A 21867-nucleotide genomic window follows, 5' to 3' on the forward strand; every position below is an offset into this window, starting at 1 on the left:
GCCCTCGAACATCGCCAGGATCAGCAGCAGCGAACCGATCACCCAGTTCGCCTCACGCGGCTTGCGGAACGCGCCGGTGAAGAAGATCCGGAACAAGTGCACGATGATGGAAATGGCGAACAGCAGCGCCGCCCAGTGATGCACCTGCCGCACGAACAGGCCGCCACGCACTTCGAAGGAGAGATCGAGCGCCGTCTCGTACGCCCGCGACATGGTGACACCGCGAAGTGGCTGGTAGGAGCCGTTGTAGACGACCTCTGTCATGGACGGGTCGAAGAACAGCGTCAGGTACACACCCGACAGCAGCAGGATGATGAAGCTGTAGAGCGCGATCTCGCCGAGCAGGAACGACCAATGGGTCGGGAAGACCTTGTTGATCGACCGCTTCACGAACGCGGCGGCCTTATACCGCTCGTCCGCCTCATCGGCTTGGTTGGCGATTTTGCGAGCTAGATCTATTGCCATGGCCGACACCCCGCCCTGGGTGAGTGGTATCCGTTCCTACTACAGACGGTAGCAGAGCTGTCTGCCGGAATCGATGGGGTTCTCCGGAGGAATTGTGGAACAAGATCATTCACATTTGTCCGGCTCGCGGGGCGTCGTTCGATCCGAGTCGATATCGTTTTACTTGTGAGCGCCATGGCACCGCAGGACGCGACGATGTATTGGCTGTCCGAACGGACGCGCAACGACCTTTTTCTGCTGTATTGCTTCGCCGACCGCGGACTGCCCACCGAGGAACTGCGCGCCGCCGTCGCCGAACGGAGCGCGCGGATCGCGGACCTCCGGGTCCGGCTGCGCGAACTGCCCGCCGACGTCGATTACCCGTTCTGGACGCGATGTGAATTCGCTGCCGAGCAATTCGTGGAACACGAACTGGCGGAGCGTAATTGGTCGCACCTGCTGCACGTGCTCGGCGAGCTGCTCGGCACCGGCGTCGATGCCGCCGTGCGTCCGTGGCGGCTGCACGTCTTCCGCGCGATCGCCGACGCGCCAGGGCAGGAAGGCGAGCCCGCGCTGGTAGTGGTGCTCCAGATGTCCCACGCGCTGGCCGATGGGCGACGTGCTTCGGCGATAGGGCGTGCGCTTTTCGGCGCGGTGGGGGACGAAGGCCGAACACGGTTGCCCGCGCCCGGTGGGGTACGGACCGGAGGCGACGGCGGTACCGAGGCCGCAGGTGCCGGCAGTTCGGTCGGCGAGGCTCGGAGCACGCCGAGTGATCGATCGTCGCTGGACGTATCCACGCAAAAGGTGCTCGCCGATTCCCAGGGGTTCAGCTGGACGGCCGAGGCGTGTGGTCGGACGATCGGTGACGCCGTGTCGGCGAGCGTGTCGTCCGCGGGAGGGCGCGTCGGCTCGGTGGTAGTGCGTGGGCGGGCGATCGGTGATGCGGTGTCGGCGAGCGTGTCGTCCGCGGGAGGGCGCGTCGGCTCGGTGGTGCTGCGCGGGCGGATGATCGGTGATGCGGTGTCGCCGATCGGTGTGCTGATCGATTCGGCGGTCGGTCTGCTGCGCGTGCCGGTTCGGATGGCCGCGACGGCGGTGCGTGGCTACCAGGCGTTTCGAGCCCAGCAGCGGCTGGCGGAGCTGACCGAGGCGGGCGAATTGCCGCCGCCCGGGCAGGGTTACCCGCCGAGCGCGCTGAACCGGACCACGGCAGAGGGGATCTCGCGGCACGAAGCTCGGCTGCTGGTGTTCCCGGCGGAAGATCTGCGGGTGCCGGGTCGTACCGTCACGGTCGTCGTCTTGACCGCGGTGTCGCTGGCGCTCGCCCGCTACCTGGCCGATCGGGGCGAGCCGGTGGAGCGTCTCGGTGCGCAGGTCCCGATGGCCCTTCCCGAGGTCGACCGCCCGCGCAACAACTATCGCAGCCTCGGCGTCGATCTCTTCATCGACGAACCCGATCCGGGACTGCGCGCCGACAAGATCGCCGCCGCGCTCGCCGACCGGCGCATCCGCGCACGGCACCCGCTGCTGTCGGCGCAGGACCGGGTCACCGCGACAGTCCCGGCCCCGGTGCTGCGCCGGGACGTGGACCGCTACCCCCTCGACACCGTTCCCGACTCGATAGCGGGGCACACGGTCGTCTCCAGTGTCGACCGCGGCCCGGCCGACCTGTCCTTCGGCGGCGGGGAGGTGCGCTTCACGGCCGGGTTCCCCGCACTCGGCTCGGTCATGCACCTCACCCACGGGGTACACGGCCTCGGCGACACCATCACCATCTCCCTGCACGCCGACCAGGCGGTCCTACCGGATCTCGACGCCTACGCCGCCCACCTCCGCGCGGCGCTGCTGGAAGTACACCGCACCCGGCTCGACTCCGCCCCCGGCGTGACGATCGCACGCCCGCGGGTCAAGAACGGACGAGGGCGGGCTGGGGTGCGGACTGGTGGACCTCGGCGGAGATCTTGATCTCCAGTTCCAGCCGGGTGGCGTTGATGACCGAGCGCTCCTCCTCGACGGTGTTCTCGATCGCCCGCGACCACAGCGCCTGGATCTCGGTGATCTCCTCGGCGACGGCCTCGCCGTCGAGTTCGATCCTGCGGCGCTGCAAACTGATGTTCAGCGCCGCCGTGAGCGTACGCATCAGGTCCTCGCAGCGATTGGGGATCTTGCGATGCGCTACGACGCGCAAACTGCTGATGAAACCTCGCGAACCGGTGATGATCTGCCGGATCTCCTCGTCCACCCGATCCAGCTCCTCGGCCTCCCAGCGTTCGCAGCGCAACAACTGCTGGCGCACGTCGCTCGAGATGGCCAGCACCGAGGACACCGCGGTGAGCACCGACTCCCGCCGCCATTTGTCGTGCTCGCGCCGCTCGGCCGCCGCGTTGGTCGATTCCACGCTGCGCTGCGCCGCGTCCAGGGTGACCCGGTTGCGCTCGTCCGCGGCGGTGAGCGCCGCCCGGTTCGTGCGGTTGTTGACCAGCACGCCGACCAATGCCGCCATGGCGACGATGAGGGAACCGAAGAGCGGGAGCCACTGAGTCACGGGGACGATCATTCCATCGGAATGGGAAGTCGCACAGCCTAGATCGGACGAACGGGGCTCGCCCAGCTGCCGGACGCCGTTGGTCGGCCCGGGCGTCTCGGCTTCTGAAGACCTGCCGCACCGCGAACCCGTAGCCATCGAACGGCGAACGCCTCCGGCGAAGCGATTCGATAGTGGCCCGCGTCACAGCCGTGCCCGGTCGCCGAATGCCCGGCCGCCGCGCTCCCGTATCTCATGCGAAAGGCCGGGCCGGACGCGATCAAGCGTCCGGCCCGGCCTTTCGTGGCGGAGGATAGGGGATTTGAACCCCTGAGGGCGTTAACCCAACCCGCGTTCCAGGCGAGCGCCATAGGCCACTAGGCGAATCCTCCGTGGAGCAGCATACCGGTAGCCCCCCGTCGGTCGCCAAACAGGGTGGGGGAAGGAGGGTGAAACACCTGCTCGGGCGGTGTGATGGACCCGGAAGATGGTGTTGCGGACCGGAGGCGCTACACTGGCCGACGGATCCCGCGCGGCGCGCATCCTGTGAACTCCCCCAGGGCCGGAAGGCAGCAAGGGTCAACGGGCTCTGCCGGGTGCGCGGGGTCCCCTATCTTACGGCTCGCGCGGTGTATGCGCGGTTGCCGCGCCTTCGCTCGATCGATGCGGATTGGACGTGGCCCGGGTTCTGGGCGAACCCCGTTCGTCGGCGGATAACGCCTCCAATTCCGGGCATCACACGGGTAACGTGAACACCGTCCGCGGATGCATGTGCGTCTGCATGGACAACTGTTCGGTCGCCGCCCATCGGTCCGGCCAGACCATCGTCCCCTAGCTGCTTGAAAGGCTGCCCAGGATGCCCCGGCAAACGCAGATCGGTTTGATGAGCCATGAGGAGCTCGTGCTCGAGCACGACACCCAGACCGCGAACTACGCGACGCTCAAGACCGAGAAGCTCACGCTGGACCTGACCCGGGGAAAACCTTCGCCGGAGCAACTCGACCTGTCCGCCGCCCTGCTGCACCTGCCCGGCGAGGGCGATTTCCGCGACGGCGCGGGCACCGACTGCCGCAACTACGGTGGCCTGCACGGTCTCCCGGAGTTGCGCGCGATCTTCGGCGAGCTGCTGAACATCCCGGTGGACAATCTGCTCGCGGGCAACAACGCCAGCCTCGAGCTGATGCACGACGTGATCACCTACGCGATGCTGTACGGCACCAATGATTCCGAGCGTCGCTGGGCCGCCGAGGACACCCTGAAGTTCCTGTGCCCGGCCCCCGGTTACGACCGGCACTTCGCGATCACCGAGGCGCTCGGCTTCGAGATGATCCCGATCCCGATGCGCCACGACGGCCCGGACACCCACGCCATCGCCGAGCTGCTGGCGAAGGACCCGCAGATCAAGGGTCTGTGGGCGGTGCCGAACTACGCCAACCCGACCGGCGTGGTGTTCTCCGAAGACGTTGTCCGCGAATTGGTCTCGATGCCGGCGGCGGCGCCCGACTTCCGGCTGTTCTGGGACAACGCGTACGCGGTGCACCCGCTCACCGACACCGCCGCCCCGGTGATCGACGTGCTCGGGCTGGCCGCCGCCGCCGGAAACCCGAACCGCCCGTTGGTGTTCGCCTCCACCTCGAAGATCACCTTCGCCGGCGCGGGCGTGAGCTTCCTCGGCGGTTCCACCGCGAACCTGGACTGGTACCTGAGCCACGCCGCGAAGAAGAGCATCGGCCCTGACAAGATCAATCAACTGCGTCACCTGCGCTTCTTCGGCGACGCCGACGGCGTGCGCGCGCACATGCAGAAGCACCGCGCCATCCTGGAACCGAAGTTCGCCCTGGTGCTGAAGGTCCTCGAGGACCGCCTGGGCGCGTCCAAGGTGGCGTCCTGGACCGAGCCCAAGGGCGGCTACTTCATCAGCCTGGATGTGCTGGAGGGCACCGCGGCGCGGGTGATCGCGCTCGCGAAGGACGCGGGTATCGCGCTCACGGCGGCCGGTTCGGCCTTCCCGTACAAGAACGACCCGGAGGACAAGAACATCCGGATCGCCCCGAGCTTCCCGAAGCTGCCCGAGCTGGAGAAGGCGATGGACGGCTTGGCCACCTGCGTGCTGCTGGCGGCCACCGAGAAGCTGCTCGGCAAGTAGCGGCGGATCGAGAACATAGAGATCGCCCGGCACGGATTCGTGCCGGGCGATTCTCGTTGTGCCTCGGTCCGGCGCCGACCTGGGCTGTACCGGCGGGACGGGCAGCCGCCTACCCCGTCTCCAGCAGTTCCTTGAGCCGCGCCAGATCCCCCCGGTTCGCCCGCCGGATCGCTGCTTCCAGTACCGGAGCGGCGAGTTTCCCGAATCCGCTCGGCTCGCCGCGGTTGCGCAGCGTCATACGGGTGCCGCCCTCCGGCGTGTCCGCCCAGGTGTAGGTCGTCTCCATCGGAAACGGCCCCTGCGCGGTGCGCATCACCAGCCGTATGCCGGGCTCGTAGGCGACCACCTCGTAGGTGTAGGTCAGTTTGTTGCCGAGGAAGTGCGCGACGAACGCCATCCGCGAGCCGACGCCCAGCGGCGGCTCCGTTTCCCAGGTGACGCCGTGGATGCGCGAATACCAGGCCGGAGCGTGCGCCGGATCGGCCGCGTAGGCCGCGACCAGCTCGCGGGAGCGGTCGATCACGACGTCGGTGAGCACGTCGACGGCCATCGGCCGGGTCAGTGCGGCTTGTGCGCGAGGACGGCGAACATGGTGACCGAGAGGTGGATGTCGCCGTTGGCCGCGCCCGCCTCCAGGTCGGTGAGCAGCTGCTCGCGCTGCGCCTCGGTGATGGCGCCGCGCGCGACCGCCATCGCCGAGACCCTGGTCACCAACGAGCCCGCGCCCACGCTGCGGTCCTGCACCAAGGCATGCGAACCGATGTCGTCGACCACCAAACCCGCCTTGGTGAGCAGGCCGGGGAGCCGACGGCCGGACAACGGATTGGTGGTGGCCGACACGAGGGTGTCGATCACCTCCCGGACGACCTGCCGGTCACCGGGGTGCATGATCGCCGTTCCCCAATCGCTGTCCACCACGACCACGCGTCCACCCGGGCGGAGCACGCGCGCGATCTCGTTGGCCGCGCGGGCCGGCGCGGTCAGGTGCTGGAAGACTCGTTCGCACAGGACGGCGTCGAAGCTCTCCGCGCCGAACGGCACGCCGTACGCGTCCCCGGAGTGGAATTTGGCGGTCGAGCCGGCCTCGGCGGCGCGGCGCTCGGCGGAGGCGAGCAGATGCGGGTCGGGCTCGATCCCTACCGCGCTGCCGTCCGGGCCCACCGCTTCGGCGAAGGTGACGACCTCCGTCCCGGTGCCGGAGCCGATGTCCAGGGCGTGCTCGCCGGGCCGCAGCGCGAGCGCTTCATGCGCCCAGCTGCGCAAGCGGCGGATACCGGGCAGCGCGGCCTGTAGGTCGCGCACGTCTACGAGTTGGTCCTGGCCTGCTCGGTCGAACCGGTCGGGGCGCAATGCGTAGGTGTTCATGGGCCCGTGTCCATCCCTGGCCGTTGCCGTCGTCTTGGTCGGTGTCGCCGTCATCTGAGGCATGGTCTGGAGCCTACGCGGCAGGTCATCTACCCGCGCGTAGGCAGTGTGAGGTGAGTCACTCTCCATCTCGGTCGGCGACGACCGCGGCGTCCCGCCCCGTCGGCGCCGGTGAGATGATCGACCCGTCCCCAGCACACCGAGCAGGAGGTAGGCGATGACTCGCACGCTATGCCTGGCGCAGGACGCCGAGGCGGACAAGCTACTGACCGAGGACCACTTCGCCACCCTGCTCGGCATGCTCCTGGACCAGCAGTACCCGATGGAGCACGCTTTCCGCGGCCCGAAGAAGATCGCCGACCGGATGGGCGGCTTCGACATCCAGCGCATCGCAGAGGCCGACCCCCAGGAGTTCGAGGAGCTCGCCGCGACGCCGCCCGCGATCCACCGCTACGGCAGGTCCATGGCCCGGCGCGCGCAGGAATTGGCGCGCTACGTCATCGAGCACTACGACGGCAAGGCGGAGAACATCTGGACGGCGGGCGACCCGGACGGGAAAGAGGTGCTGCGCCGCCTGAAGGATCTCCCCGGCTACGGCGAGCAGAAGGCGAAGATCTTTCTGGCTCTTCTGGGTAAGCAGCGGGGCGTGCAGCTGGAGGGCTGGCGCGCGGCGGCGGGCGCGTACGGCGACGAGGGCTCACGCCGATCGGTTGCCGACGTGACGGACGCCGAATCTCTCGCACAGGTAAGGGAATTCAAGAAGCAGGCGAAAGCGGCGGCCAAAGCGAAGTAGTACGGCAACTGTAACTCGACGGTTGCCTATTTGAAATCTTCCTGCGTTTTTTCCTCGTTCTCGCACAGCCGGTGCCTGATGCTTTTGCCTGGAACGGCTCCAGCTGAGATGAGGGATTGCAGGACATGAGGATGAGGAAACTCGCCGTGGTGGCGGCGCTGGTGACCATTGCGACCGGAGTGGCCGCGGGGACATCCGGTGCCGCGCCGGCGGAAGAAAGCGCCGAAAGCGCAATCAATTTCACCGCGTACGCGACGGACACCCAGTCGATCATCGAAACCGACGCGGGTTCGCTCGCTGTCGAGGACGAGGTGCTCCAAGTGAAGGCCTCCAACGGTACCGTGCTCGCGGCACAGCCGCTGCGGTTTCAGCTGGAGGACTTCGAATTCCCGATCGCGGCACAGATTTCCGGTCGTAACGCGACGCTGACGCCGCTGTTCGACCGGGAGCACGCGGTCTACAAGCCGGTCGCCCTGCCGTACGAGGACAAGGCGCCGTGGAAGACCGAGTACGACCGTGAGGTCGCCGCCTGGACCCGCCTGACCAGCACGATCGCCGCCGGGGCGACCATCGGCACGCTCGTCGGCGGCATCGCGGGCGGTGCTGTCGGTTGCGTGCTCGGCGGCATCGCGGGCGCCACCGTCGCCTCCGCGGCGATCGTCGGCCTGTTCGGCGCGTTCATCCCGGCCGCCGCCATCGGCTGCCTCGGCGGCATCATCGCCGTCGGTGCCCTCGGCACCCTCGCGGGCCAGCTGCTGGTCACCGCCCCGGTCGCGGTCGGCGCCGCGATCCAGTACTTCACGACGATCAATCAGCCGTTCAACGCGCCGAAGTAATCCTTCCGCGCGAAAATACCCCGCCCCCGTGGAGCTCTCCGGGCAGCGGGGTCTTTTCGCGTGGCCGCGACCTGCGGAAACAATGTGCCTGTGCACACAACGGCGCGTCGAGGGTTGGTGCGTCGCGGAAATCGGTGTTAATTTTGATGACATGTCTGCCGGCCGATCGAACCTCCTGCGCGTCACTTACGTGACCGCCGCGCTGGGTCTGCGGCTGCCATTGACACGCGAACTGTGTCGCCTCTCTTGCTGCAGCTGAGCGGTTTTTCCTGCTCATTTGCTGCCTCGCCGCCCATGTAGGCATGTCCCGTCGATTGCGCGGGACTTCAGCAAGGATCCGCACAATGTCCCTTCCCACCCTTGAACGATCCGTCTCCAGGGTTGCCAACGGCCGTGCCCGCGTTCAGCGTCCGGTTGTCGCTCCCGAACTGCGCCTCGCCGACAACCCGGCGGCCGCGGTCCTGCGCGCCGCCACCGGAGGTCCCGTTTCCCGCGACAACGCCGCGCGCACAACGGGTTTGAGCATCGCCACGGTCAACCGCCAGGTCTCCGCGCTGCTCGCGGCCGGCCTGCTGCGGGAACGCCCCGACCTGACGGCCTCGGGTGCGGTCGGGCGCCCCCGCGTCCCCTTCGAAATCGACCACGACGCCTACCTCACCATCGGTATCCACATCGGCGCCGCGGTCACCAAGATCGTCGCCGCCGACCTGCGCGGCCGCATCCTCGGTGGGCTGGCCATCGCCACCCCGCAGACCGGTCAGGAATTCGCCACCACCACCGTCGCGCGCAGCGCGAAGGCGTTCCTGCAGCGCTGGCACCGGCGCAAGGCGCTGTGGGCAGGCGTCGCGATCGGCGGCCGGGTCGACCCGCTGACCGGTGTCGTCGATCATCCGAAACTGGAATGGCGTGGGGCGCAAGTCGGTTCGGTCCTCGGCGAGGTGCTGGAGTTGCCCGTCTCGGTGGCGCCGCACGTGGAGGCGATGGCAGGCTCGGAGCTGTTGCTGCCCACCGGCGAGCCCAAGGACCAGGCCCGCCTCGAGCGGGGCAGCAGCCTGTACTTCTACGTGCGTGAGACCGCCGGTGTCGCGGTGACCCTGGATGGTCGCGTGCACACGCCGAGCAACGGTCCCGGCTCGATCGCGCATCTGCCCACGGGTTCGGACGTGGAATGCACCTGCGGACGGCGTGGCTGCTTGGAGGTGACCGTCGGTGATCGGTCACTGCACTCCAGGGCCGTCGGGCGCGGCATCATCCCGGCGCACAACGGCACCGCGGGCTCGACCATCGCCGACCTGTACCGGGCCGCGGAGGCCGGATCGGAGTCCGCGCGCGAACTGCTCGCCGAGCGGGCCACCATCCTCGGCCACACCGTGGCGATGGTGCGCGACATGCTCAACCCCGATCGGGTGATCCTCGGCGGCCAAGCCTTCACCGGCTACCGCCCCGCGGTCGCGCATGTGGCGCGGGCGTTCAACCAGGGTTCGACCTTGCCGCCCACCGACATCCGGATCAGCGGTTTCGGCGGCAAAGTGCAGGAATACGCCGCGGTGGTGACCTCGCTGAGCGTTCTCTACGCCGATCCGCTGGCCGCGGTCCGGCGAACCGGTCTGCACGACTGAGTGATACGGCAAAGGGCGATCGGCCGCAGCGGCTGATCGCCCTTTGCGTGCGCGACGCTAGCGGTGCGGATCGCCCGCGAGGGCGAAAAGCCCCTCCAGGGCGGTGATGAAGAACGGGAAGTGGCCCGCGAAGCGCTGCAGGTTGCGGTCGCGTTCGAAGCCGCCGAACCAGTAGAGGCCGGGTTGCGCGTCGGCCGAGGGATCCAGATCGCGGAAGGCGCGGATCCAGTTGTCGGCGCGTGCGCCGAGCACCATGAACGGCAGGGCGCGGGAGAACACGGTTTCCTGGTCGATCGGCGGGATCTGTTCGCGCCGAGTGTTTTCCAGGCCGCGTTGCAGCGCGCGGATCTGCCTTGCGAGTTCCAGCCCGCGCGCCGTCCGCACCGGCAGGTACTTCGGCGAGAGCAGGGTCGCGACACCCCCGAGCGCGATGGCGACACCGACCAGGGCATGTCCGGAGGTGAGTGCGAGCGCCACGGTGGTCGCGACACCCGCGACCACCAGCGCCCCACCGAGCCACAGGGCGAGGCCGGGACGGCGGCGATCGAGGAAGTTGCCGCGGGCGACGGCGTCGGCGACCAGTGCGGCGCGTACCGGTTCGGAGGCCACGCGCCCCGGCTTGCGCAGCTCGCCCAATGTCACCGCGTCGGCGCCTTCGGGCAGCAGCGCCTGGTAGACGGCCTTCTCGTAGTCGCGCAGTTGGTCGTCGGGGGTGTTCACCCGGGTGATCCGCCAGTCGCTGTCACTGAGCGGCGCGATCCGGATGTACCGGCGCACCGCGAGATCCACCACGGTGGCGGCGATGTCGACGGGATCGACATGTCCGTCCAGCAGCAGCCCGGCCGCACCGGGCAGCGTGCCCTCGGGCGAGGTGAACTGCACGCGATCACCCTCGCGCACCAGCGGATCGATCGTCGCGGCACCGCCGCCCACCGTCGCGTCCAGGCGGCGAGCGCGCAGCACATAGGCGACCAAACCGGCCAGCGCGAGCAGCAGCACGCCGAACGAGACGAGCACCGGGGCGGTGATCGCGAAGGGGCCCGCGTCGCCGCTGTCGCGGACATCCGCGTTGCTCGGCACGGTGCCGGGCGGCAATTGCAGCGTCAGATCGATCGCGTCGCCCTTGTGCAGGTCGGTCTGCTCGAGGAAGAGGACGCCGTCGGTCTCGATCTTGACGTCGGCGCACGGCCGGGTGCTACCGGGCGGGCCGAGTTTGCAGTCCACGATGCCCATTTCGAAGCTCGGGCTGATCAGCGAGGCGCTGATGGACGCGATGTCGGTGTTGAGCACACCGAGCCAATGGAAGACCTGGGTGCCCCGCGCGTCGCTGACCGTGTTCTGCACGGAGTACCGGAAGGTCGATTCGCCGGGCCGGGCCTCGATGGTGAACTGGTCGTTGGCGACCGTCGCGGTGCCCGCGCCCTCGGTGTCCACGTCGGTGACCCGGAAGACGCGCTCGGCGTCGTCACCGACCCGCAGCCGCAGCGGAAGTGACATCCGGAACGAGCCCTCCGGCGGCACCGAGACCTGTTCGACCACTTCGAGGACGCCCTCGCGGCTCAGCTTCAGATCGGCGGTGATGGTCACGCCCTCCGGGGCGGGCTGGGCCTGGGTGACCGGCGCCGTCGCGAACATTCCCGCGATGGCGAGAAGCAGCGCGCCTAGGGCGGCCCCCCGAAAAGTCAGCATGGCTGCCTACTCTAGACAGCTTGCTATCCTGCGTCAGCGGCTGTCGGCGATCACTGAGACGAGGGGGTACGGGGGCGTGACACAACCACCGTACGGACACGGACCGGTCCCGCGCGGGGGGCGTCCGGTGCCTCCGCCGCCCGGCTACGGTGCGCCATACGGCCCGCGCCCGGGTTACGGCCCGCCGCCTGGGTACGGTCCGCCTCCCGGTTACGGCCCGCCGCCGGGATACGCGCCGCCCGCCTACGGTCCGCCACCGGGTTACGGCCCGCCGGTCCCTCCGCCCATGCCCTATGGTCCGCCCGGACGGCCGCCCTACCCGCCGCCACGCAAGCGGGGAGGCGGCGGATGGGTTGTGCTGCTGGTCGTCGTCGTATTCCTGGCGGCGGCGGGACTGGTACGCAACGCGATCTCGGTGGGGCGCGACGCGAGCGACGCGTCCGGTCCGCAGCCGAGCTTCACGTTCGACACACAGCCGGACGGCACGGTCGGACCGTCGGAAACCGGCGACAACCCGCTGTTGACCGACCCCAACGCGACGCTGCTTCCGGCGCAGTGCGACTACTCGCCGTGGGGCACCCAGGTGGACGCCGCGCGCAAGTTCTTCGAAAGCGCCGCGTCCTGCCTGGAAGCGGCGTGGAAACCCGTGCTGCGCAAGGCGAATCTGCCGTTCCAGCCGCCGTCGCTGAACGTCAGCGCGACCACGACGGGCATCACCACCCCCTGCACCGGCTCGACCAGCAATTTCGCCGCGTTCTACTGCCCGGCGAACAAGACCGTCTACATGCCGATCAGCCAGTTGCAGACGGACTACTTCAAGGACAACTGGGTGGTCTACCTATCGGTTTTCGCGCACGAGTACGGACATCACGTGCAGGCGATGTCCGGCATCCTGCGCAAGGCCAACAGCGACCGGGCCGACGTGGGGCCGCGCAGCGCCAAGGGACTGGAGCTGTCGCGCCGAGTCGAACTGCAGGCCAACTGCTTCGACGGCATGTACCTCTCCTCGTCGTCGAAGGGCGGTTCGCTCACCGACCCGCAGCTCACCCTGGCCCGCAAGGACGCCTACGGGCGCGGTGACCAGGCCGGGGACATGCGCGACCATGGGTCGTCCGAGAACGGCGGCCAGTGGTTCGAGGCGGGTTTGGACAACAACCGTGCGGCCCAGTGCAATACGTTCACCGCGTCGGCGAGCTCGGTGAGCTGAGTCGCGACGCGGGCGCTCATGCCGTCGGATCGTCCTCGAGCGGGCGCTGGGCGTGCGGACGCCCGAGATGCCCTTCGCCGAGGCGGCGCGGCGCATGGCCGTGCACTCCCTCCGCGTACGCCGTCTCGGCGTGCAGGGCGAAGTCGATCCCGGCGGTCTCGTCCTCCTTGCTGACCCGGAATCCGACGAACCGGTCGATGCCCTTGCCGAGCGCGAACGAGACGCCGAACGCGTAGGCCGCGACGACGAGCACCGCCACCAGCTGCTTGCCGAGCTGAGCGAGCCCACCGCCGAAGAACAGGCCCTCGACACCGCCGGTCATCACCTCGGTGGCGAGCAAGCCGATCAGCACGGTCCCCACGATGCCACCGACGAAGTGCACGCCGACCACGTCGAGCGAATCGTCGTAGCCGACTTTGAACTTCCAGCCCACCGCGAACGAGCACAGCACGCCAGCGGTGAGCCCGACCAGCAGCGCACCGAGGGTGTTGACCGACCCGCACGAGGGAGTGATGGCGACCAGACCGGCCACCACGCCGGACGCGGCGCCGAAGGTGGTCGGCCTGCCGTCGCGGATCTGCTCGACCGCCAGCCAGCCGAGCATGCCGAGGCAGCCCGCCACCAAGGTGTTCAGGAAGACGGCCGCGGCCAAGCCGTTGGCCGCCAGCGCCGACCCGGCGTTGAAGCCGAACCAGCCGAACCACAGCAGGCCCGCCCCGAGCAGTACGAAGGGCAGGTTGTGCGGGCGCATCGCATCGACCTTGAACCCGACGCGCGGGCCGAGCACCAGCGCGAGGGCCAGGGCCGACGCGCCGGAGGCGATCTCCACCACCAGGCCGCCCGCGTAGTCCAGCGCGCCGAACGAGGCCAGCCAGCCGTCCGGGCCCCACACCCAGTGGGCGATCGGCGCGTACACCACCAGCGCCCAGAGCGGCACGAAGATCATCCACGCGCCGAACTTGGCCCGGTCGGCGATGGCGCCGCTGACCAGCGCGGCGGTCAGGACCGCGAAGGTGAGCTGGAACGTCGCGAACAACAGCTCCGGCACCGAGCCGCGCACCGAGGACGGATCGATGCCCGCCATGCCGAGGTGGGCGAGGCCGCCGATCAGGCCGCCGCCCGCGTCGTCGCCGAACGCCAGGCTGTAGCCGAGCAGTAGCCAGGTCACCGTTACCAGCGGGATGGCGATGAAGTTCATCATCAGCATGTTGAGTACGCCGGTCGAGCGGACCATGCCGCCGTAGAAGATGGCCAGGCCCGGGGTCATCAGCAGGACGAGGGCCGTGCTGACCAGCAGCCAGGCGGTAGCCGCGGGGTCGATGGTTGAAGACACGGGTTCACTCCTTCCGCGCGCGTGCGCTGCGAGGAAGTTACCGAATGGTCGCTCGCGGGCCGACAGCCGATCGGTCGAAAGGCGGTCAGGCCGGCGTCTGGTCCTTCCTGACGCGGCGCAGCCACGCCGTCACCGTGTCCGGTGTGGGCGGGTCCGAACCCACCAGGTCGAGCACGCTGTAGCCGACGCATGCCGCGCCCATCACGCGCGAGGCGACGGCTTCCGCGTCGCCCCACGGCAGGAAGGGCTTGGCGAGCAGCAGGGAGGCGATGCCGTGGGCCGCCGACCACAGTTCCAGCACGATCGGCAGTGGGTCGCGCCGCGCCATCGTCCCGTCCTCCATGCACTTGCGTACGGTGGCCGTGAAATGTTCGAAGGCACCGCTGGTGAGCACTTGGTCCACCACGCCCTCGGTCTCGGTGGGCGCGGTCGCGAGCCGGTATTGCTCGGGATGCTCGAGCGCGAAGCGGACGTAGGCCATGCCTTGATCGTGCAGCTGGTGCATCGGAGAGGTGGTGGGATCGGTGGCCGCTCGCATCGCCTCGGCGAGGTCTTCGAAGACCTGGGCGACGACGGCGTCGATCAACTCGTCCTTGTCCGCGAAGTGCCGATAGATCGACGGCGCGCTCACCCCGACCAGCTTGCTCACCGCCCGGATGGAGACGGCGTCGGCATGCCCGGTCGTGGTGAGTAGTTCGGCCGTGGCCCGCAGGATCTCCTCGCGCAGCTGGGCGCCGGAGCCGCGCGGCGAACGCGGACGCCTGCCACCGATCACGCGCGCCCCGCGGTTTCCAGCGGGCGCGCTGCGGCGTCCTCCTCGCCTTCGGTCAGCCCGATCTTGGCGTGCAGGCGGGCCAGCGGTGCGGGCGCCCACCAGTTGGCCGGACCGAGCAGGCGCATGAGCGCGGGCGCGAGCAGACCGCGGATGATCGTGGCGTCGGCGAGCACGGTCAGCGTGAGGCCGAGGCCGAGCAGCTGCATGAACGACACCTTCGCGGTGACCAGCGCGCCGAGCACGATGGCCATCAGCACGGCGGCCGCGGTGAAGATCCGGCCCGTGCGGGCCAGGCCGACCGCCACCGCGCGAGTGTTGTCGTGGGTGGCCAGCCACTCCTCGCGCACCCGCGAGAGCAGGAACACCTCGTAGTCCATGGACAGGCCGAAGGCCAGGCAGAACATCAGGATCGGCATGGTCGGCACCAGATAACCGACCGCCGTGAAGCCGAGCAAACCGGACAGATGGCCCTCCTGGAACACCCACACCATCGCGCCGAAGGCGGCGGCCAGCGACAGCGTGTTCAGCACCAGGGCTTTGATCGGCAGCACGACACTGCCGGTGAACAGGAACAACACGATGAAGGTGGTGAGGGCGATGAGGCCCGCCGCGAGCGGAAGGCGGGCGGCCAGCGCGTGCAGGGAGTCGGCATTGGCCGCCGCGGCGCCGCCGTAGAGCGCCTCGCCCGGGGCCGGGATCGCCCGGATCGCCGTCAGCTGACGGTCCCCGGCGGGGGAGAAGGGATCGAGCTTGGTCGCGACATTCAGGTAGGTCCCGGTGTCGTTGGCCATCCCGGGCGGAGCGGGCGCGACTCGCGCGCCCGCCGCGTAGACCCCGGCCGCGGACAGCACCGCGGGCACGCCTTCGACCTTCGACAGTTCGGCGGCGTACCCGCCGAGCGCCGCGTTGTCACCGTGGTAGCCGTCCAGCACGATCGTGGTGCCCGCGACCGGATCGGCCTGCGGGAACTCGGTGCGCAGGGCGTCGCCGACCTGGCGGCTGGTGGCGCTGACCGGCAGCACCCGGTCGTCGGGATAACCGAACTTCACCGACAGGAACGGTGCGCCGAGCGCCAGCAGCAGCGCGATGATCACGATCGCGACCGGCGCCGCGTGCCGCATCACCACACCTGCCAGCCGGTACCAGCCGCTGTCCTCCGGCGCCCGCGGGCCGGGCGCGGGCGCGCCGCGGCGCAACAGGCGGCGCAGCGGAGCCCGCAGGTCGAGGGAGTTCACCCGGTGCCCGAGCAGGACCAGAGCCGCGGGCAGCACCACGATCGATGCGGTGGCCGCCGCGGCGACCACCGCGACGCCCGCGTAGGCGAAGCTCTTCAGGAAGTACAGGTCGAACACGCTCAGCACGGCCAGCGAGAGCGCGACGGTGAGCGCGGAGAACAGCACGGTGCGCCCCGCGGTCTGCACCGACCGGATGGTGGCGGCGGCCGGATCCAGGCCGCGCGCCAGTTCCTCCCGGAAGCGGCTGACGATGAACAGGCTGGAATCGATGGCCAGCGCCAGCCCCATCGCCGTCGTCATGTTCAGCGCGTAGATCGAGACGTCGGTGAACAGCGTGCACAGGCGCAGCAGCGCCAGCGTCGCCAAGATGGCGAACACCCCGATGGTCAACGGGAGGGCCGCGGCGACCAGACTGCCGAACACCAGGACCAGCACGATCATCGACAGCGGTACCGCGACGCCCTCGGCCAGGGTGAGGTCGCGGGTGGTCTGCTCGGTGACGTCGTGGTAGATCGCGGCGATGCCGCCCTGGCGGACCGTGATGCCGTCGGAGACACCCGAGAACTGCCGCTTCAATTCACTCGCGGTCTGCTGGACCTGCGTCTCGTCGCCGTCGAGATAGGCGACGACCAGGGCGCTCTTGCGATCGGCGCTGCGCAACGCGTTCGACAGCGGCTGCGGCGTGGTCCAGTAGGACTGCACGCCTCGCACGTCGCCGCGGGCCTTCAGCGCGTCGGCCAGCCCGATGCCCGCCGCCTTGGTGGCCGGATCGTCCGCGCCCGCGTCCGAACCGACCAGCAGGACGAAATTGGGCGCGGCGCCGGCGAAGTTGTCGGCGATCAGCTCATTGACGAGGGCGGATTCGGCGTCGTCCGAGGTGAACCCGCCGGACTTCAAGTGCGCGGGCGCGGTGGCGCCGAAGACGCCGCACAGCACGGCGACCGCGAGCGCCGCGGCCAGCACCGCGCGCGGAGATCGGGTGATGAATCGGGCCATCCGGGTCAGCATCGCGGCTCCGCTCGATAGGTTAACGGCGTTAGAGTAACGCCGTTAACCCAGGGTGTCGAGCCCGCGGGCGGCGCCCGAGTCAGCCGCGGGACTTACGGATGGCCCGCAATCCCCTCCGTCCGGGCACGGGCAGGTCGTCGCGCATCTCCACCCACTCCGCGGTGGTCAACCAGAGTTCCTGGGCGCGGGCATCGGCGGTGTTGTGGAAAATCCGGCGGCCGCGGTCGTCGCGCAGTTCTTGCGCGACCACCGACCAGCGTGGCGCGCGGCCGTGTTCGTCGAGGTAATCGGCCAGATAGGCCGCGATCGCGGTGCCGATGGTGTTCACCGGGCGCAACGAGACCCGGTTTCCGTACTGGGCCGCGTAGAAACGGCGGGCCGCGCACAGCGACCGGGGATTGGCGTTGGAGGCGATCCATCCCGCGCGCTGGGCCCGCTCGATCAGCCAGAGGTGTTTGACCGCCGATGGGGCGATGTTGCCGACGCGGGTGCGGATCAGCGACATGATCTGCTCGGTGCACAGCACGTCGCGGCGGGTGGGCCCGTAGCCGTGCGCGGTCCAGTGCGCGTCGGCCAGTTTGGCCAGCACCCGGCCGAAGTCATCGATGCTGCGCTGGGCGCGGCGGCCGAGACGTTCGATGCGCTCGGCCTCGCGGCGCATCTCGTTCTGCGCGGTCAGGGTGCGGATCGCGGCCATGGTCGGCACCTGGCCGCGCTCGAGGAGTTCGAGGATGGCGGCCGCGGTGGCCGGATCGGCTGCCGCGGTGACCGGCAGCGAGTCGCGTTTGATCGCGAACTCCTGCGGGCTGATGGCGCGGCTCAAGAGGGCGACGGCGGAGCGGTCGCCTGCGAAATCGGTGCTGGACAGCCAGGCGGCGGCGATGTCGTCACACGACACGGTGGACGGTCCTCCGGTGGAAGTGGGGGAATTGGCGCTGGTCACCCGTGGTGCTCTCGAGGTTGTGCCCCGGTCGGGATGAGGGACCGGCCGGGGTCACCAACCTGATGAAGGTTTGGCTACCGAAGTTGCCGACTGCCACGTTAGCCAGACGATTGCATCGATGTCACCCATGGTTGCGGTTTCGTTATCTCCGAAAAGTCGAGGTAAATCGGGGTGTGAGTCCGCATTCTCCGGCTCGGGCAGGGCGCCGTGGCGGCTGTGTCCGGACTTCGCTCGTGCAGCGTGAGCGATAGCTCTGAGGTTGCTATCGCGCGTGCGAGGGGCGGCCGTCGAAGAAGACGTGGCGCATGTTGTGACTTGGATCACATTCGCGCGCCCGTGGGAGCCCGCACCCGGCGCGGCGGGCGGGCATGTCCTTTGTCGGAGGCCGCCGGTAACCTCTGGCCGTGGCTCTGTACCGGAAGTACCGACCGGCAACGTTCGCTGAGGTGGTGGGTCAGGAGCACGTCACCGACCCGCTGAGTATCGCGCTCGACACGGGGCGGATCAGTCATGCCTATCTGTTCTCCGGTCCACGCGGCTGCGGTAAGACGTCCTCCGCGCGCATCCTGGCCCGATCGCTGAACTGCGTGTCGGGCCCCACTTCGACGCCCTGCGGTACCTGCCCGTCCTGCGTGGCCCTCGGGCCCGGCGGTACCGGCAACCTCGATGTCATCGAACTCGACGCCGCGAGCCACGGCGGCGTCGACGACACCAGGGAATTGCGGGACCGCGCCTTCTACGCGCCCGCCGAGTCCAGGTACCGGGTCTTCATCGTCGACGAGGCGCACATGGTGACCACCGCCGGATTCAACGCGCTGCTCAAGATCGTCGAGGAGCCGCCCGCCCACCTGATCTTCATCTTCGCCACCACCGAGCCGGACAAGGTGCTGCCCACCATCCGCTCGCGCACGCACCACTATCCGTTCCGGCTGCTGCCGCCCGCCACGATGCGCGGACTGCTCGGGCGGATCTGCGAGCAGGAGCACGTGCCCGTCGAAGAAGCGGTGTACCCCTTGGTGATTCGCGCGGGCGGCGGCTCGCCGCGCGACAGCCTGAGCGTGCTCGATCAATTGCTGGCCGGCGCGGGCCCCGAGGGCGTCACGTACGCCCGCGCGGTCTCGCTGCTCGGCGTCACCGACGTGGCGCTGATCGACGACGCGGTCGAGGCGCTGGCCGCCGACGACGGCGCCGCGTTGTTCGGCACCGTCGACCGGGTGATGGAGGCGGGCCACGACCCGCGGCGATTCGCCGCCGACCTGCTCGACCGCTTCCGGGACCTGATCCTCATGCGGGCGGTGCCCGACGCCACCGAACGCGGCCTGGTCACCGGCCCGGGTGACGTGCTCGACCGGATGCGGGACCAAGCCGAGCGATTGGGTTCGGCCACCCTGACCCGTTACGCCCAGCTGCTGCACGAGGGTCTCGGCGAGATGCGCGGCGCGACGGCGCCGCGACTGCTGCTCGAAGTGGTCTGCGCGCGCATGTTGCTGCCCTCGGCGTCCGATGCGGAATCCGCCACGCTGCAACGCCTGGAACGGCTCGAGCGCGGTATGGCCGGGGGCTCCTTCGCCGCTCCCGCCGCGTCTTCGGCGCCCGCTCCCGCGCAGCCCACGGCGGGGGCCGGGTCGCCGTCGGAGTCACCTCGCCGCCGGGGTGCCGAGGCGCTGGCCGCGATTCGTCGCGAGAACCGCGGCGGTGGTCGCTCGGAGGACGCTGCCGAAGCCGGGGGAGCTGATCCCGTCGGCGGTTCGGCGCAAACCGAGGGGCCTGGTGTCGGAACCGCTGATCGCCCCGTGCCGATCGGTGGCGGGGGAAGTCCGTCTTCGGGTGCGGCAGGTTCCACTGTCGCCGCACCGGGCGGCGAGGATCGACCGATGTCCGCCGGTGGCGAGTCGTCCACGAATGCGTCGGCTCCGGCCACCGAAGGCGGCGCGGATCATGTTGCGCCGGTGGCCGAACCAGACGCCGCCGTTGGGCCCGGCAGCGGGTCGGCGGGAACGATGCAGGCGGGAGGGCCGAGCGCGACCGCCGCGCCGAGTACTTCGAAGGCCGGGACGGCAGGTGCTTCGGGGGCGAATCCTGAGGCGTCCGGGCCGGTTGGCAGCGCAGCGGCCGCCGAAACTGGCCGCATTCCTTCCGGACCGGCTGCCGTGCAGCGCGTTTCCGACGCCATAGCGCAATCGGGACTTTCTCCGTCGCCGCAGCAGGCGGGTTCTCCGGCATCGGATGCGCAGGCGGCGCCGCCTACCGTCGATCCGGCCGTCGGGAACGCCCCCGGGGCCGACCCAACTGCCGCGCGGGGTTCCGTGCACGAGCGCGGGGCCGCCGACGCGACTGCTGCGCGGGATTCTGCCGTGGGGCCTGATCGCGGGGCCGCCGAGTCGACCACACCGCGGAATTCTGCTGGGGGATCTGATCAGGGGGTCGCAGAGTCGACCACGGCGCGGGATCCCGCTGTCGGGCGGGATCGCGGGGCTGCGGATTCGTCTGCTGCGCCGAGTTCTGGGCGCGAGCAGGGGACCGCAGGCCCGGATGCGGCGCGGAGTTCCGCTGTGGGGACTGATCGCGGGGCTGCGGGAGCGAGTTCTGGGCGCGAGGACGGGAGCGCGGGCCCGGATGCGGCACGGAGTTCCGCTGTCGGGCGTGATCGCGGTGCCGTCGAGTCGTCCTCCGGGTCGGGTTCGGGGCGCGAGCGCGGGAGCGCGGGCCCGGATGCCGCGCAGAGTTCCGCTGTCGGGCGTGATCCTGGGGCTGGGGGCCCGAGTGTGGCGCGGCGTGCTGCCGCCGGGCCCGATGGTGGTGCCGCCGACTCGCCCGACGTGCGGGATTCCGGTGCCGGTCAGGGCGATCCTGGGCGATCCGAGGCAGGGCCGCCCCACGCGCCCGCGCAGGAGCCCGCCGGTTCTGCCTCGGCGCCGAGCGGTGATCTGCTGCGCGAGGTGGAAGCCGCTTGGGCGGATATCCGCGCCAAAGTGCGGGAATTCGGCGCGGCCGTGCAGGCGATGCTCGCCGGTGCGTCGGTCGCCCGGGTGGAGGGTGAGGTCATCGTCTTCGCGCATCAGCACGCGCCGCTGGCCCAGCGCCTGTCCGATCCGCGGAATCTGGAAGCGGTGCGTTCGGCGGTGCGGGCGGTGCTCGGCCGCGACCACGAGGTGCGCTGGGAAGCGGGCGGCGCGGCGCCACGGCCCGCGGCGGCGCCACGGGCCGGCGGTAGCGGGAACCGTGCTCGCGGACAGGCGGCGGGCCAGCCGGGACGTGAATCCGGCAACGCGACAGGCCGCGCTCCTGATGCCGCCGCACCGCCGAGGTTCTCCCGCCCCAGCCAGGCGCGCAACGCGGGCGCCGAGAAGCCGGGTAACGCGGGTCGCGCCCGCGCGGGCGGCGCGAATCCGCGCCCGTTCCCCGCGGAGGACGACATCCCGCCGCCCGACTATCCCGACCTGCCGGATGATCCCGGCCCGGCGGACTATCCGCCGCCCTACGACGCCGAACCGAGCGGAAGCGACGCCGCGAGCAGCCGGGGCTGGAGCGGCGACGGCGCCGTCCCCGCCTCGACGCCGGAAGAGGAGCGGGAGATGATGGCCGCCGCGGCCGATCCGGTGGCCCCCGGCGATCGGCGCGACCCGGACGAGGTCGCCCTCGAATTGCTGAAGAGTGAGCTGGGTGCCACACGGTTGGATGGTTGACAACCACCGCTCTCACGACGTTAAGTTAACCGGAGTTCGCACTCCACGGTAGTATGTACGGGTAGCCGGGAGCTTCGGTACGCCGACGTTCTATGGTATGCCCAGGCGTACGGGCGACCGTGACGTGCGATCGCTCTTGCCTGCCTGGTTTTGTACAGCGTTAGGAACGGTCGGCCGCAAGGCCGGTCGGCGAGGTCAGCCGCAGCCACGCCGCACCCGCGGTGTCGCCGCAAACCAGCGCTCGGACGGACGTATGTCCGG

The 21867-nt window shown here is 69.8% G+C and carries 16 protein-coding genes, 1 tRNA gene and 1 other RNA gene; 8 read left to right on the forward strand and 10 right to left on the reverse strand.

Going from position 1 to position 21867, the window contains the following annotated elements; genetic code table 11:
• Window positions 1–465: cytochrome b N-terminal domain-containing protein (locus tag ABZ803_RS27120; protein WP_357043476.1), on the reverse strand; the 465-nt coding region annotated here is incomplete at its 3' end.
• A gap of 174 nt (window positions 466–639) precedes the next feature.
• Here ABZ803_RS27120 and ABZ803_RS27125 point away from each other — a divergent pair.
• Entirely contained in the window at window positions 640–2412 is a 1773-nt protein-coding gene (locus tag ABZ803_RS27125; protein WP_357043780.1) for a WS/DGAT domain-containing protein, read from the forward strand.
• Here ABZ803_RS27125 and ABZ803_RS27130 read toward each other — a convergent pair.
• Both ABZ803_RS27130 and ABZ803_RS27135 read right to left on the reverse strand, forming a co-directional pair.
• Window positions 2354–2992 (reverse strand): hypothetical protein, encoded by a 639-nt coding sequence (locus ABZ803_RS27130; protein WP_357043478.1) that lies wholly within the window; start codon window positions 2990–2992, stop codon window positions 2354–2356. The two genes, ABZ803_RS27125 and ABZ803_RS27130, sit on opposite strands and share 59 nt — an antisense overlap.
• A gap of 283 nt (window positions 2993–3275) precedes the next feature.
• Window positions 3276–3363 (reverse strand) — tRNA-Ser (locus ABZ803_RS27135).
• Window positions 3364–3491: 128 nt separating this feature from the next.
• Here ABZ803_RS27135 and ffs point away from each other — a divergent pair.
• Window positions 3492–3586, forward strand: an RNA gene (ffs, locus tag ABZ803_RS27140) — signal recognition particle sRNA small type.
• Between the two features lie 241 nt (window positions 3587–3827).
• Window positions 3828–5117, forward strand: a complete 1290-nt coding sequence (locus tag ABZ803_RS27145; RefSeq protein ID WP_357043480.1) for an aminotransferase class I/II-fold pyridoxal phosphate-dependent enzyme — start codon at window positions 3828–3830, stop codon at window positions 5115–5117.
• 109 nt (window positions 5118–5226) lie between these two features.
• Here the strand turns inward: ABZ803_RS27145 and ABZ803_RS27150 are convergent, their stop codons facing one another.
• Window positions 5227–5667 carry an SRPBCC family protein gene (locus ABZ803_RS27150; RefSeq protein WP_357043482.1) on the reverse strand — a complete coding sequence of 147 codons (441 nt, stop codon included), beginning with the start codon at window positions 5665–5667 and terminating at the stop codon, window positions 5227–5229.
• Between the two features lie 8 nt (window positions 5668–5675).
• On the reverse strand, window positions 5676–6482 hold the full coding sequence (locus ABZ803_RS27155) for a methyltransferase domain-containing protein (RefSeq protein ID WP_357043782.1): 807 nt from the start codon (window positions 6480–6482) through the stop codon (window positions 5676–5678).
• Window positions 6483–6699: 217 nt separating this feature from the next.
• Here ABZ803_RS27155 and ABZ803_RS27160 point away from each other — a divergent pair, with 217 nt between their 5' ends.
• The 3 genes from ABZ803_RS27160 (at window position 6700) to ABZ803_RS27170 (ending at window position 9730) form a co-directional block, all read left to right on the forward strand.
• Window positions 6700–7275, forward strand: coding sequence for an HhH-GPD-type base excision DNA repair protein (locus ABZ803_RS27160; protein ID WP_040864395.1), 576 nt, complete (start codon window positions 6700–6702; stop codon window positions 7273–7275).
• 125 nt (window positions 7276–7400) lie between these two features.
• The gene (locus tag ABZ803_RS27165; RefSeq protein WP_357043484.1) at window positions 7401–8111 is read left to right on the forward strand and encodes a hypothetical protein; all 711 of its coding nucleotides are present in this window, start codon (window positions 7401–7403) and stop codon (window positions 8109–8111) included.
• Between the two features lie 344 nt (window positions 8112–8455).
• Entirely contained in the window at window positions 8456–9730 is a 1275-nt protein-coding gene (locus ABZ803_RS27170; protein ID WP_357043486.1) for an ROK family protein, read from the forward strand.
• Window positions 9731–9787: 57 nt separating this feature from the next.
• Here ABZ803_RS27170 and ABZ803_RS27175 read toward each other — a convergent pair whose 3' ends face one another.
• On the reverse strand, window positions 9788–11419 hold the full coding sequence (locus tag ABZ803_RS27175) for a DUF2207 domain-containing protein (RefSeq protein WP_357043488.1): 1632 nt from the start codon (window positions 11417–11419) through the stop codon (window positions 9788–9790).
• Window positions 11420–11705: 286 nt separating this feature from the next.
• Between ABZ803_RS27175 and ABZ803_RS27180 the strand changes: the two genes are divergently transcribed.
• Window positions 11706–12626 carry a neutral zinc metallopeptidase gene (locus tag ABZ803_RS27180; RefSeq protein ID WP_357043490.1) on the forward strand — a complete coding sequence of 307 codons (921 nt, stop codon included), beginning with the start codon at window positions 11706–11708 and terminating at the stop codon, window positions 12624–12626.
• Window positions 12627–12642: 16 nt separating this feature from the next.
• On the opposite strand, the gene ABZ803_RS27185 is transcribed toward ABZ803_RS27180, so the two are convergent.
• From ABZ803_RS27185 to ABZ803_RS27200, 4 genes are all read right to left on the reverse strand, one after another.
• Window positions 12643–13959: an ammonium transporter gene (locus ABZ803_RS27185; RefSeq protein WP_357043492.1), complete on the reverse strand. Its 1317-nt coding sequence runs from the start codon at window positions 13957–13959 to the stop codon at window positions 12643–12645.
• Window positions 13960–14044: 85 nt separating this feature from the next.
• On the reverse strand, window positions 14045–14734 hold the full coding sequence (locus tag ABZ803_RS27190) for a TetR/AcrR family transcriptional regulator (RefSeq protein WP_357043494.1): 690 nt from the start codon (window positions 14732–14734) through the stop codon (window positions 14045–14047).
• Window positions 14731–16977 (reverse strand): MMPL family transporter, encoded by a 2247-nt coding sequence (locus tag ABZ803_RS27195; RefSeq protein ID WP_357043496.1) that lies wholly within the window; start codon window positions 16975–16977, stop codon window positions 14731–14733. Before ABZ803_RS27195 ends, ABZ803_RS27190 begins: the two co-directional genes overlap by 4 nt.
• A gap of 79 nt (window positions 16978–17056) precedes the next feature.
• Window positions 17057–17920, reverse strand: a complete 864-nt coding sequence (locus tag ABZ803_RS27200; RefSeq protein WP_357043498.1) for a hypothetical protein — start codon at window positions 17918–17920, stop codon at window positions 17057–17059.
• A gap of 404 nt (window positions 17921–18324) precedes the next feature.
• On the opposite strand from ABZ803_RS27200, the gene ABZ803_RS27205 reads away from it, so the two are divergent.
• Window positions 18325–21606 (forward strand): DNA polymerase III subunit gamma and tau, encoded by a 3282-nt coding sequence (locus ABZ803_RS27205; protein ID WP_357043500.1) that lies wholly within the window; start codon window positions 18325–18327, stop codon window positions 21604–21606.
• Window positions 21607–21867 lie beyond the last annotated feature (261 nt).

Source organism: Nocardia sp. NPDC047648 (assembly GCF_040642815.1).
Classification (GTDB): Bacteria; Actinomycetota; Actinomycetes; order Mycobacteriales; family Mycobacteriaceae; genus Nocardia; species Nocardia gamkensis.